At 46.2% G+C, this 13600-nt stretch carries 12 protein-coding genes; 3 read left to right on the forward strand and 9 right to left on the reverse strand.

Annotated elements, in window-relative coordinates; genetic code table 11:
- Nucleotides 1-10: 10 nt before the first annotated feature.
- From B9N86_RS27180 to B9N86_RS27220, 9 genes are all read right to left on the reverse strand, one after another.
- Nucleotides 11-1504, reverse strand: coding sequence for an extracellular solute-binding protein (locus B9N86_RS27180; RefSeq protein ID WP_208916168.1), 1494 nt, complete (start codon nt 1502-1504; stop codon nt 11-13).
- A gap of 64 nt (nt 1505-1568) precedes the next feature.
- Complete coding sequence (locus tag B9N86_RS27185) at nt 1569-2441, reverse strand: carbohydrate ABC transporter permease (protein WP_208916169.1); 873 nt, start codon at nt 2439-2441, stop codon at nt 1569-1571.
- Between the two features lie 14 nt (nt 2442-2455).
- Nucleotides 2456-3349: an ABC transporter permease gene (locus B9N86_RS27190; RefSeq protein WP_208916170.1), complete on the reverse strand. Its 894-nt coding sequence runs from the start codon at nt 3347-3349 to the stop codon at nt 2456-2458.
- A gap of 3 nt (nt 3350-3352) precedes the next feature.
- Nucleotides 3353-3679, reverse strand: coding sequence for a DUF4387 domain-containing protein (locus tag B9N86_RS27195; RefSeq protein ID WP_208916171.1), 327 nt, complete (start codon nt 3677-3679; stop codon nt 3353-3355).
- A gap of 13 nt (nt 3680-3692) precedes the next feature.
- Nucleotides 3693-5042: an acyclic terpene utilization AtuA family protein gene (locus tag B9N86_RS27200; protein ID WP_208916172.1), complete on the reverse strand. Its 1350-nt coding sequence runs from the start codon at nt 5040-5042 to the stop codon at nt 3693-3695.
- An 85-nt stretch (nt 5043-5127) separates the two neighbouring features.
- Nucleotides 5128-5826, reverse strand: a complete 699-nt coding sequence (locus B9N86_RS27205; RefSeq protein WP_208916173.1) for a FadR/GntR family transcriptional regulator — start codon at nt 5824-5826, stop codon at nt 5128-5130.
- 212 nt (nt 5827-6038) lie between these two features.
- On the reverse strand, nt 6039-6956 hold the full coding sequence (locus B9N86_RS27210; protein WP_208916174.1) for a polysaccharide deacetylase family protein: 918 nt from the start codon (nt 6954-6956) through the stop codon (nt 6039-6041).
- Entirely contained in the window at nt 6928-8250 is a 1323-nt protein-coding gene (locus B9N86_RS27215; RefSeq protein WP_208916175.1) for an MFS transporter, read from the reverse strand. The genes B9N86_RS27210 and B9N86_RS27215 overlap by 29 nt, the downstream gene beginning before the upstream one ends.
- A gap of 161 nt (nt 8251-8411) precedes the next feature.
- Nucleotides 8412-9455, reverse strand: coding sequence for a copper amine oxidase N-terminal domain-containing protein (locus B9N86_RS27220; RefSeq protein WP_208916176.1), 1044 nt, complete (start codon nt 9453-9455; stop codon nt 8412-8414).
- 247 nt (nt 9456-9702) lie between these two features.
- Here B9N86_RS27220 and B9N86_RS27225 point away from each other — a divergent pair, with 247 nt between their 5' ends.
- The 3 genes from B9N86_RS27225 to B9N86_RS27235 all read left to right on the forward strand — a co-directional run bounded on the left by B9N86_RS27225 (nt 9703) and on the right by B9N86_RS27235 (nt 13561).
- A complete protein-coding gene (locus B9N86_RS27225) occupies nt 9703-10701 on the forward strand; it encodes an ABC transporter substrate-binding protein (RefSeq protein WP_208916177.1) in 999 nt (332 codons plus the stop codon).
- 124 nt (nt 10702-10825) lie between these two features.
- Nucleotides 10826-12499, forward strand: a complete 1674-nt coding sequence (locus B9N86_RS27230) for an ABC transporter substrate-binding protein (protein WP_208916178.1) — start codon at nt 10826-10828, stop codon at nt 12497-12499.
- Nucleotides 12500-12637: 138 nt separating this feature from the next.
- Nucleotides 12638-13561: an AraC family transcriptional regulator gene (locus tag B9N86_RS27235; RefSeq protein ID WP_208916179.1), complete on the forward strand. Its 924-nt coding sequence runs from the start codon at nt 12638-12640 to the stop codon at nt 13559-13561.
- Nucleotides 13562-13600: the final 39 nt, after the last annotated feature.

The raw sequence follows: 13600 nt of genomic DNA on the forward strand, positions 1-13600 counted from the left end.
ATTAAGCTCCTTACTTGATGTTTTCGTTAGCATACTTCGTAATTTCTGCTCCGCCAGCCGCATTCCATGCCTCTACAAATTGATCGAACTGGGACAGATCTTTCTTGCCTGTAATAAAGTCCGTTGAATATTCCTTATACAGATTGTTCATCGCATCCCAGTTGGCTGTGAACTGCTCGGGAATGATGAAGTTATTATCTTCCGTATAAAAATCGGTCGCCAATTTCAGCGATTCTGTTCCCGGCTCTCCTAGCAGCGGCGTTTTAAGCGGGGTATCCGCCTTCATCTCCGTCGGTTCCCAGAAACGTGCATACCATTCGCTATAATATTTCTCATTCAGTTCAATCTTGCCATCGGCAACAGTGTAATGTTCATTCTCGAAACCGAGTCGATCCAGCATTTGCCCCTTCGGACTTGCCAGATAATCAAAGACCTTGAAAGCAACATCTTTATGCGGCGACTGTGTAGAAATAGCAAGCCCTCGTGATTCCTTCGTAACGTCGGTTGCGCCAAATCCTTGGGCTTCACCCTTAGCAGGCGGCAGCACGATCAGATTTGCATCATCCCCGCCCAGTTCCTGCATTCTGCCATTGTATAAATCAATGATTTTACCAGCTGTACCCGTAATAACAGCTGCATCACCTTTATAGAAGGCATCTTCCTTCGTATCCCACTGCTTTGTAATAAACTGCGGGTCAAGCAATCCTTCCTTGTAAAGCTTGTTATAGAAGGTCAGCTTTTCCTTCTCTTTTTGAGATACTTTAGAGTATTCATAAGTTCCGTCATCCTTCTTCAGCCAAGTCGTATCAAGACCGAAGGCGGTATTAAAAATAAAGTTGATCTCCGTAATATCTCCCGCTGCTGTCAGGGCATAGCTCGGCTTTCCTTTTCCCGGCTTCTTCTCCACCAATTCCTTAAAGAAGGCGTAATAGTTGTCTACAGTCGGGTCATCCATTAGCGCTTTGGAGCTTTCCATCGAATTAAACCAATCAGCACGGACGACCGGAGTTTTCGGAGCAAGCGGCTTAATCCACAGCAAGTACGGATAACTCTCCATCCGCGTTATGTTGTGCGGCTCAATGATGTCTTTAATGTAAGTTGAACTTTCAATGTACGGAGTCAAATCCTCCAGCAGCCCTTGATCAGAGATTTGTTGGTCACCGCCCTGGAAGTAAATAATATCCGGAATGGTGCCGCCAAGCAGAAGGAGGTTCAAGTTCTCTGCATAACTACCTTGTGCCAAATCTACAAGCTCAAACTTCACGTTTAATCCTTCGTCTTCCGCAAGTGATTTCTCCAGTGTTTCAAAGAATTTAACGGAGACAGGGTTCACCGTTCCTTCATCCTTGTACACGATCTTCAATGTAACCGGATCACTGTTTACCTCAGGTTTGGTACTCCCAGGCTCTGGCTGACTCGCACCTGGCGAGGTCGATTTCGATGTACATGCAGACATGACCATAACCAGCATGGCAACGATTAATAACAGGCTTACCTTTTTCATGTTCATTTTTCTCCCCTTTTTTGAATTTGAACATCATAGCTGCCACTAAGCTGCCCTTCCCCGTTTAATCCTTGACCCCTCCTTCCAGTTCACCTTTAGCGTAGTATTTCAAAATGAAAGGATATAGGAATAGCAGCGGCACAATCGCAATCATAATCGTACCTGCCTGCAGGGAAGCAAAATCAAAGTTAATCGCGCTGTCAAACATATTCTGGTTTCCAATCAATGAGGTATTGTCCTTACGAACAACAAACTGTCTCAAGACAACCTGCAGCGGCCATTTGCTTGGGTCTGAAATGTAGAGGGTTGCTCTGAAATATTCATTCCAGTGATACACTCCATAGAACAATCCCAATGTCGCGAGCCCTGGCTTCGACAGCGGCAGGATAATCTGGCTGTACAATCGGAAATGACCTGCGCCATCGATTCGGGAGGCCTCCAGGATTTCCTCCGGAATATCCTGAATGAACCGCATTAGAATAAAGAGATAATACACATTGATGGCTTTATACAGTATCAGTGAAGTAAGCGTGTTCATAAGTCCGAGATCCTTGACCAGCAGGTACTCGGGAATCATCCCTGGCTCGAACACCATAATGACGATGAGAAAAAACAACACTACTTTTTTACCAATAAATTCGGTTCTAGCCAGCACGTAGGCTGCCATGGAGGTAAGTAGCAGATTTAGAAACGTACCTGCGACGGTAATCCAGACCGAGTTCAGAATACTTCCCGTGATCATTGGATTGGATAATAAAAGTTGATAGTTGATCGTTGAGAACCCTTTAGGAATGAGATCCAGTCCGCTCATCAGATGGACCTTGCCTGGATCTGTCAGAGACAGCGCCAGCAGATTCAGGAGAGGAACCAGTACCATGAGTGTGAACACAAATAGCATCAGATATATGACAATTTTAGAAAACTCCAGCCGTCTCATCGTAAATCCCTCCTTTACCAGACACCCTTACCCGAGATGCGTTTCGATATAAAATGCGTACCCAGGATAAGAACGATACCGATAACGCCCTTAAACAAGCTAGCTGCAGTGGCGTAAGCAAACTGTCCGTTTCCGATACCAATTCGGTAAACATAGGTGTCCAGAATGTCCACCACACTAATGATAGAATTGTTCATAAAGTTAAATACCTGATCGAAACCAGCATTCATGAAGAAGCCAAGATTCAGAATGAAGACGGTTACAACTGTGCTGTATAAATGAGGAAGCGTAATGTATCTCATCTGCTTCAGCCGGGTAGCACCGTCAATCCTGGCTGCTTCATACAATCCTGGGCTGATCTTCATAATAGCTGCTAAATAAATGATGGAATCCCAGCCAGCACTCCGCCAAATTTCTGAGAAAACGAGTACCCAGCGAATATGCTCCTTGCTAGTCATGTAATCAACCGAAGGCAGTTGAAAAAAATTCGCAATCAGATTGACTCCGCCGTCGGCAGGATTCAAGAGGCTGATCCAGATCCCTGCAATAACGACCCAAGATAGAAAATGCGGCAAATAAACAACGGATTGCACATATTTGCGGTATCGGGAACTACGCACTTCATTAATCAGCAGCGATAGCATGATGGGGATCGGAAATACAAATATAATTTTCATCAAACTGATAATGATAGTATTCTCAAGTACGCTGGTGAAAGCGGGTGAGCTAAAGAGCGTCTTGAAGTGTTTCCAGCCAACCCAGACATGGTCACCCAGAATACGATAATCCTGAAAAGCGAGCTTCATGCCGTACAGCGGAATAAGGTGAAAGATAAAAAAGTAGAGCAGAGGTAATGACAGCATCGCGTACAATACCCAATCCTGTCTCAAGCGTCTTAGCACCTTCATAGACTACCCCTCCCCCGAATGATCGATGGTCAGCTTCATGAGAGGAGCATGCTGCTGGGCTCCATACACATCACGGTCGCCGACGTTGCCGGACGAAATGTCCCGCGAAATGGTAATCTTGAAACCGAGCGCCTGGTCGAAGAATACCAGGTGATGAATCTGCTCCTCCTTGATCTGATACAATTCACATATCGTTCGTTTGGTAATACAGCCGGATTGTTTCACTTTGTCATACTGCTCTTTGGAATCAAACAGCACGTCTAATGTAATTTCGAAGGGGCCGGAGTTTTTACTTCGCAGCACCTTCGCCAGGTCGCCGAGTTGAGTCACAATTTGATCCTCCTTATCGATGCTCTATCCGAAAAGCATTATTTTTCATTTCCATCAGGTGATACACGGAGAATTCATAGACAGGGCCGAACTCGATATCGCTTGGTGCGAATGGGAACGCCAGATTGCCAGCCGTTGATTTACGGCCCTCGTATCCGTAATGAAGGAAGGTGGAGCGGACCGTCGCGCAGATGCTGTTCGCAAGTTCCTGTGTCTTAGCAACCACTTCAAACATAACGCCTATTTCGTGCCCATTGAACGATTCAGGCTCCTTGTTACCTAGAACACCATTCATGCCGTAGTTATAAAATTGAATTTGGTAATCCGACTCCGGAATTTCACCGTAGTACTCCCTCGCCTGGTTTCGGACATAGTCCTCGACCTCAGCGAGCTTCCCGATCAGGATCGGGTCCCGGATGCCCGCTACGACGAAGGTGCGGTAAGCCACGCGCCGCGCCCCTTCCAGCTTGATATAATACTTCGCCGCTGGCAGAAACCGGCTGCCCGTTACACGGACCACACCTTTCTCGATTTCCTCAAAGCGGCAGTTCTCGAGATCAAGTGTGAAGCCTGGACCGTGAAGAATATATGGGTGCTCCTTCTCATAGAAGGTATGGGCAGCAACACTGGTCGGGCTGCATGTTCGGTCAGGGTTAAGTGATTGAACGGTAAAAGAATCATCGCTAATCGTCCCCAGTATGCTGTCCTTGGTTGTTCCAGGTTCCGCGCAAAGCGCGCCGCATTCCAATATTTTGCCCAGATGATAGGAGAGACCGGGATCTTTGCCATGATAAATGCCGATCGCTGCAAATGGCGACGGATCATAAGCACGGCCGCAGACGATAATCTCCCCTCCATCTTTAAGCGCTTCCACAATCGGCTCATGTCCCATCTGTGCAACGATACTGTTGGTCGTATCAATGTGCTCGGTTGTAAGCGGAGGAATATTCGGACTCAGGGCTTGAATACGTCCTTCCTCATTCGCCTGCTTGATTTCCTCTTGAGTAAAGTCCGCCCATATAACGGACACTTTCGCTTTCAATTCACGCTCTTTCAAGATTTCATCAATGATATCAAGCGTCCAGTTCACATGTGTCCGTGCTCCCGATCCCCCTGCAGAACCGATAATGATCGGGATCTTGCGGGCCAATCCGTTCGGGATAATAATGTCCAAATCCTTCTTGACCGCACGCTTGCTGACGATGGATACACCTGCGCCCAGTTTGTGCGGCCCCCCGTCCGTGGAGCCTGCATCCACCACGATTCCGTGCAGCTCATATCCCATTCCGTTCCTAAAGGACTGCTCTGGAAATCCGTATCCCAGCATGCCGCAAGGCGATAAAATTCGAATGTCTGTGTTCATGCAATCCCTCTTTGCCAAAGTATTCATTCACACCTATTGGATAATTGGATTACCCAATTTAACAGTAAAGGGTAGAAATTACCCTTTAGGTGTGAATGTAGTTTTTCTGTATGTTTTCCTTAACTTTGTTGAGATGGTTAAGCAAGGCAAGCTTCGCCTTTACCGGATCGCGCTGCTTGATCGCCTGCACGATGAGCAGATGCTCCTCGTATACCTCGCTCTTTCGGCCTGGAATCTCCAACGTCTTATTGAGCGTCCTCTGCAAAAGATCCATGTGCAGCTCGATCATATTGATAAGCACAACGTTATGTGTCGCTTTCGCGATGGACAAGTGGAAGGCTTGATCCGGCTCTGATCGGTCTTCTCCTTCAAGATCGATCTGCCCCCACTTTTCGAAGGCAGCTTCAATTTCTGCGATGTCCTCCTCGGTTGCACGCTTTGCCGCCAGCTCCACGATCCCCGTTTCGAACAGCTCCCTCGCCTCCAACAGCTCGATAATGGTCGCACGTTCGATATTGTCCATAATGCGACTTCTGTCTTCTGCCACATCAAGCGCCTTGCTGAGGTAGCGTCCTCCTCCCGGTTTGACCTCAATCAGCCCTTCACGCTCCAAGATGCGAAATGCTTCCCTCAAGGTGCCCCGGCTTATGCCGAACGACTGGGCCAGCTCGCGCTCCGTCGGTAGGACGTCTCCCGGTGACAGATTTCCTTCCAAAATGAGATTCTTAATCTGCTCAATAACATCCTCGTAAACCCTATGGTATTTAATTCTCTTAATGGTCATATGAATTTCCCTTACCCCTTCAATCCTTCTATCTCTATCCTGCGCATAAATTGGATCACCCAATTACCCGCATGTATAGAATAAACGCATCAAAAAGGGCTGTCAAGCATGAATATAGCGCTTACAATCGTGCTTTTAACAGGTGATACCATTTACAGGCTGTCACTGCGATGCAGAACGGCTAGGTTACATGCAATGATAATTCGTACATTTTAGCCTGATTTTATCAACACCTTAAGCAATCTCAGCGCCGACCGCATACGGGGACGCTTCAAATGCTCTTGTACATAACGGTAATCGGTCAAGATCACTTTCGCATCGCGCATCGTATAAGCGAAATCATCATCAAAAAGCAGCCGGTACTCCCACACTCTTTTCTGCCAATGCGGAATGTTCTCCAACATCCAAGGATCATCAGTGCCGGGATGGAAGTACGTTTCACTGACCCCGTCTGGAAGCTTGTAAAGCTTATCCAGAATGCTCTGTTTAAAGCTTTCATAGGTTTCCCCCTCAAGCGAACCGAAGGGATGCGAGAGCAAATAATCCGGAATCGGCACACCGAACGTATCCGCGAGCGCTGATGCGAGGGCAACCGGACGTTCAACATTGGACAGCGAGCTTAGAAGCGGGTCCTCCTTATAGATGTAGCGAAAAAACCGTGATGGCAGCCCCCAGCGGGACGTCTTCCACAGCGTCTGCGGAAGCAGGCTACGCCCGGTCTCCATGCCGTACAAACTGCCCATATGGTTATCGACATGGCTTATGTTGATCCCAGCCTTTTTCACGAGATTGAACTGCGCCTCGATTTCCTTGATCACCGCTTTTGTCTCTGCCCCCTGCTCAAACTCCTTCACCGTGCGGTACTGGTATCCGTACTCGTCATGAAGCGAAGAGTGCCCCGTCAAGCTGCTCCACCGAAGCGTTTCAAATTCGCTTGTCATCGTCAGATGAAGTCCCACATTCCGCTGCTTCCGCCGAGCGCTCCAGTCGGCCGCCTCTTCAAATCCGGGAGCAGGGGCCATAATCGTTGCCGACGATGCTTTGCCCTCCTCCAATATGTGCATAATGGCCTTATTCATGGCCGCACTCTGGCCGAAATCGTCACAGTTTATAATCAGCCTTTTTTCCATGGTCGATGCCGCCTCCCGCTTGGTCTTTGAATTCGATTTTTGTAACAAAAGAGATTAGGAAAGATACCAGGAGCAGACACAACGGAACGACACTGATCAGATACCTGAATGTCGATTCCGGATCAGATCCGGGGTTATCACCGCTTTCATAACCGAATATCAATCCGACGATGAAGAACGCCAGGGCCGAGATCAGACCGCTTGAGCGGGTAATAAATCCGCTGACCGCTGTGTAAATGCCCTCTCTACGTTGTCCTGTTCTCTCTGCATCCTCATCAATAATATTGCCGCTGACCATGGCTGGTGTCACCAGAAAGCCTGCAAGACCGAAGCCAACCGCAATTCCTGCCGTCACACCGCTGACCAGATCATATCCGAACCAGAGGGGAATAACGGACAGCCCGTACACCGCAAGAGACAACCGCCATGCCTTGACTCCATCCATTCTGCGAATAATCCAGTACCAGACGAAGACAAGCGGAATAACCGATATAAATACCGACGCCAACAGGATCGACACCTGTTCTTCCGGAATTTTAAGGACATACTTGGCGTAAAAAGGAATGATCGAGCTAATGAGTCCATTTACCGTTTGGGCGAACGAGTTGGAAATGTTAAACACCCAAAACTTTTTGTTCCGCAGCGTCTGACGAAACGCATCAACCAGCTTAAGCGGTTCGCTCTCCACCGGATCGTATCTTTCCTTCACACTCATCATACAGATGAACATAAAGGCACCAAAGATAAACGCATACAGTATTGCCATGTTGGAGAAGCCCATCGCACCGAACAAAATCGGGGTCAATGCTGTACCAATAAGAAGCGCCACCACCTGATACCCCTGTTGAATAGCGGAAGCTTTGGCGCGGGCCCGGTCTCCGCGGAACAGCTCGGGAAACAATGCGCCGTAGTTCACCCACAGCACGGTTTCCACCGCCTCATACAAAATAAGCGCCACCAGAAACCACGTAAACAATCCGTTCTCTGATAATCCTTCCGGTGGTGAAAATACGAGTACAAATGTCAGCATAAACAGTGGAATAGCCCCGAACACCCACGGCCTGCGGCGCCCAAATCGCGTCTTGGTACGATCCGACCAGTACCCAAATAAGGGGTTGTTAACTGCATCCCAGATGAGAAAGATCGTCCTTGCCAGCGTTGCCAGTCCAATGCCGAGCCCCAGCTTATCCACATAAAAATAGCTGTAAAATGAACTAAATGCCTGACTTGGAACCATCATCGCAAACATCCCTAACGAAAATGCATACGGTGAATTCATCCAGCTGCGCTTCATGCGCTTTCCCCCTATACGGTAAGATCAAGGAATAATAATGGTGTACAGTATTCGGCAGAGTCCCAGATTATTCCTTTAGTATAGAGGCGGGGGAGAATATTCCTATGGGACAAAAAAGCCTGACCGTATCCGGTCAGGCTTCAAGCTCGTTCTATCTCATGCTATTTCACAAGAACTAGTTTAGACGCATTGCCAATTGGCGGCAAGCTTTTTGTCAGCACAGGGCTGTAGAAAGCAAGGAGCTTGTCTTCCTTTTTCAGTTCGCTCGCTTTCACTTCCTTGCCGTCCTGATCCACAATGATTGTCTCAGGAGACAGGTTCAGCACTACTTCCTCTGGCGAGGTCTCCGTCATACCGAAGCCTTTCACCGTAATCTTCGTGCCAGCATCACTGGAAGCAACCTCCGTAACCGATCCTGACGTTCCGATCCAATCTTTCACTTCGGAATCCTTCTTCACCTTGATCTCATAAGCGTATGTCTGACCTGGCAGACTCATCGTCATAGCAAGGCTGTGCTCCACATCGATATCAAGACCGAGAGACAAGTCTTTAAGCTCAATCTTGTCACCGGCTGCATTCAGGATGACTGTGTTCTCATCCACATTCAAGATCGTACCTTCCGTTCCTGCGCCATTGATATGTACCGCTTTGCGGTCCGCATCGTTGTGAACCGCGGTAATGACGCCGCTGGATGTCATCGTCTTCACATCCTCTGCTTCTGACGTAATGCTCACACGTGCGCCGTCAACCGCTACGCCATGGTGAAGGACGTCGCTGAAAAACTTTGCAGGTACATACAGATTACCGAGGTTGTTTACTGGGGCCGATCCAAGCTCCACATTCATTTTGTTCACATTATACTGGTCCTTATCTGTTTGCACGAGGGTCCATACCGAAGTATCCTGCTTCGTTAACTCTGCAGAACGTTCCTTGGCGTTCCACTTGATTTCATAGCCCAAAGCTTCTGAAATCTCACGCAACGGCAGCATAATCTGTTTGCTTTCCTGATTCATAAACCCGGTGTTTTTAGCATCCTTGCCGTTAATGGTTACCGAATAGTTCAAAATGGCTGAGATCACTTCGGCTTGCTGGAGATCTCCTCCTTGGCTTACATCAGCGCTTGGTGCGGCATAAACTGCCCCACCGGATACAGCCAGTGCCGAGACCAGAAGTGCTGCTGCCTGCTTCTTAAGATGTTTCTTCATGTTCATCATCCTTTCTGGTTTGTCTGGGAAGTCAATTCCTTCTTGTCTATTGACGCAAAACTCCCTCATGATGTTGCACTATTAGAGAAATCGATGAATACTTCATGAAAGTTAGATGTGCTTGTTTTGTACAAAATTAAATACCAATGATATTTTTTGTCCATTGAGTAGAAGAAAGAAATCCTTTATTATTCACTTTATTAATCATTATCTATAATATTGCCATCTACTCAGGAGGAAAATACATATGAAACATACTAAAGCAATCTATACGTTTTTACTATTAGCTACATTGATCGGCTCTTTGTTAGTAGGTTGCAGCACGAATTCTGAAGAACCAAATAATGAAATGCCAACAAGTGCCGAAAACACCTTGCCTGCTTCGGATCAAGAAGCTGACAATACTAAAGAAATGGAGTCTTCCACACAAAAATATACAGATTATTTAGGTCATCAAGTGGATATCCCTACATCCCCGCAACGTGTCATTTTTGCTGGCGAGACATTTGGAGATCTAGTAGCACTTGACGTAACTGCTGTCGGAGGAAGTTATATAAAAGATCACGTGTTTGAAGATCAAGTGAAAGACACCGAAGAAATTGGTTTTCCAATCAGTTTGGAAAAAACACTTGAACTTAATCCAGATTTGATTATTACAGCAAATACGGATGAAAGTGAGTATGAACAGCTTTCCAAAATAGCTCCTACATTAATGTTTGATACTTTCGCACCATTGGAAGATCGGATGACCTTATTAGGCGATATCCTCGGGAAACAGCAACAGGCAAAAAAATGGCTCACTGAATACCAGACTAAAAACGAAGCGATGTGGAAGCAGCTTCAGGAGGAAGTCATAGAACCTGGAGAAACTGCTTCTGTCTTTACGTATTATCCGGGAGATAGACTGTTTGTCATGGCAGGCACAGGACTTCCACAGTTCTTGTATGATCCTAATGGCTTTAAACCTGTTGACATGATTCAGGATATAATCGATGCAAAAAAAGGCTTTGAACATATCTCACTGGAGCTATTGCCGAAGTACGCCGGTGACCGAGTTTTTATTCTAAACGCAGTCGGTGATGAAGCACAGCAGTCGACAGCAAATTTAATGAAGAGCAAAATCTGGCTTGATCTCCCAGCAGTTAAGAAAGGCAACGTCTACTTTATTGATATCATTAAAGCAAGCAGTGATGCCTCGACAAGAGAATGGCTGCTGGAGGAATTACCGCGAATGCTGAAGAAATAAGTGTTGATACCCATAATTGGAACAGATCAGAAGCGTTGTAATCTTTATTGCAATGCTTCTTTGTTCTTTATACAATTGAACTTATTTGATAATCATTATCAACCGAGAAAGGAGACCTATAGAGATGCTTCATCGCAAAAAAACGTCTGTGCCACTCCGTTCTCTTCTGTTTCACCTGGTGGACATTAATTTATATAACAGGCCTGCAGGCTGGGAATCCGAAAAACTATCGACCAATCAACATACACTTTACTTTTTTTCTAGCGGGAATGGAAGGTTATCTATTAATCAATATCCCTATCAATTATCTATCGACAAATGCTATATGGTTGCTCCTGGAACGATGCTCCATATTGAAAATATGGTAGATTCCCCTCTCTGTTATTATCAAATCACTTTTAATGCAATTCGAGTCGGGGATACCACCCACGATACATTTACAAATGACATTATTTCCAATCACAATGGATTTACTATGCACCACTATTCACGATTCATTCGACTTACTGAAGAATTACATTCCAATAAAAATAGTATTTCGGATATGGAATCTTTTCGGCAGCACCTTCGATTTCAAGAACTGATGGGCTTGTTGTTCGAGCATAACCTGTATTCTGATCAATCTTATATCACTGCTCTGTCGGTCAATAATACAATTCAGTATTTGCAGGATAATTACATGCATAGGATATCGGTCAAACAGCTTGCTGAGTTAGCAGAAGTTCCTTTGTGGCAGTATACACCCATTTTCCATAAATTAACCGGAAAGAAGCCTCTCGATTATTTAAACGAGCTTCGCATTAATCACTCCAAAGAATGGTTGATGTGTTCGGACGAACCACTGCGCAAGATCGCTCATCGGGTTGGTTTTGAGGATGAATTTTACTTCAATCGCCGTTTCCGACAAACGACGGGCATCACTCCAAGGCAATATGCCAATTCGATGCGCAATAAAAATCGTGTAAAGGATTGGACAGGCCATCTGGTCGCCATTCCGGATAAGCCCGCACGTATTATTTTCCATAGCGAGACGTTCGGTGACTTACTGGCTCTAGGCATTGAAGCAGTCGGGGGCGGGTATTCATTCATAGCACAAGCATTACTTGAGGATCAGATTCGCAATGTAGAAGATGTAGGGTGCCCGATTGATGTCGAGAAGTTAATCGCTATTAAACCCGATTTAATTATTTTTGCTAATGCTGACGAGAACCAGTATCAGAAGATCTCGCAGATCGCCCCAACCGTAACATTCAACTCCTTCGCGTCCCTTGAACAGCGTCTGCTTACCTTAGGAGATTGGTTTGACCGCAAACAAGCAGCTGAGCAATGGTTGAATATCTATCATACTAAAGCCGTTGCCATGTGGAAGCAGTTACGCTGTGAGATCAAACCCGGTGAAACAGCATCCGTGTTCATCATTGAGCATGGCAAACGGCTGTTTGTTATGGGTACAATCGGGTTGTCTTCCGCACTGTATCACCCGCTCGGCTTTCAGCCTGTAGAAAAAATCCAGGAGGTGCTTGACTTAGGTGAAGAATTCAGGGAAATCCCTAAAACAGATTTACCTGGATATGCCGGTGATCGGATTTTTATGCTGCTGCCTGACAATCCGGTATCCCGGAAAGAGGCTAACGGCTTGATAAACGATCCCATTTGGAAAAATCTATCTGCTGTAAAAAATGGTTGTGCTTATATCCTTGAAGCAAACGAGTGGAACCATAGTGACGCCTTAATTAGAGAAAAAGTGCTGGATATGCTGCCTAATTTACTGATAAAAAACAAGAGAGCACAGCTTTAATGCTTCATTTCATTAACAAACAATCCATTTTGCAACCCGAAGCCAACTTCGATAGACTTATAATATAGATATCCGGCTTAGCTGATAACCATTAATGAAACAGCAAACTTCATCTCACCAGAGGAGGAATTCCCCTCTATGACCATAGATAAAACATCCCTTGCTCTCTCCTTTAAAAGAGCCAATTCGGTAATGAACCACTCCTTAAACCGGATAGAGCAACCGGAGCTTACACTCGACATTCACTATTGGGGATTTATGCCCCAGCATTTTGATAATACGGAGCACAAGCATTCCTTTTTCGAAGCCTGTTATGTTTTGACGGGATACGGATCCTATTGGGAAGGTCCTAATCATTATGCCCTATCACCAGGTTCTTTGTTTCTCTCCAGACCGGGTGTCCTGCACTCAATCAAGAGTGATGAGGGCCTGTCACTGAGCTATGTTGCCTTCGAACCAGAAGTGTCAGCCTGCAGCGAGCTTTATCAACAGGCGTTCGGAATGCTCGCTAAACAGGGCACACCCGTGATACAAGAAAGCCTTCTGCAACCTCCGGGAATGTTATGGAATTCGCTCATATCCTTGTTCCATCATGACATGACCTATCCACCGCTCGCCCTGCAAAGCACGGCCCTATCCTTAATATTGTCCATTCTCGTGGCTCATGGGCCAAAACTGCATATGGATTCCGTTGATATTGAAATGAACGAAGAAGGGGCATCTATCGTCCACCAGGCTGAATTATTTATAAAAGATAATCTGAGTGAACCTCTTCCGCTCCAGCGGGTCGCCAATCATTTGCACATCACCTCACGGCATTTGACGCGACTGTTCAGTAAATACGGGCATCAATCATTTGTTCACTATGTTCAGGAGCAGCGTGTGCAAAAGGCCAAAAGCCTACTTCTGAACAGTGATCGGCAGATCAAAGAGATTGCCGTCATATGCGGGTTTGAATCTGTTCACTACTTTACACGCGTGTTTACAGCGAAGCTTGGTGTAACCCCCGCACGATTCAGACGCTCACAATTTACGGAAGGACGCTTCGATTCGAACCTGTAAACTGTAAGGTTTACGCACATACATGTCCTGATCGTACAA

This window comes from Paenibacillus uliginis N3/975, from assembly GCF_900177425.1.
Lineage (GTDB): Bacteria > Bacillota > Bacilli > Paenibacillales > Paenibacillaceae > Paenibacillus_AQ > Paenibacillus_AQ uliginis.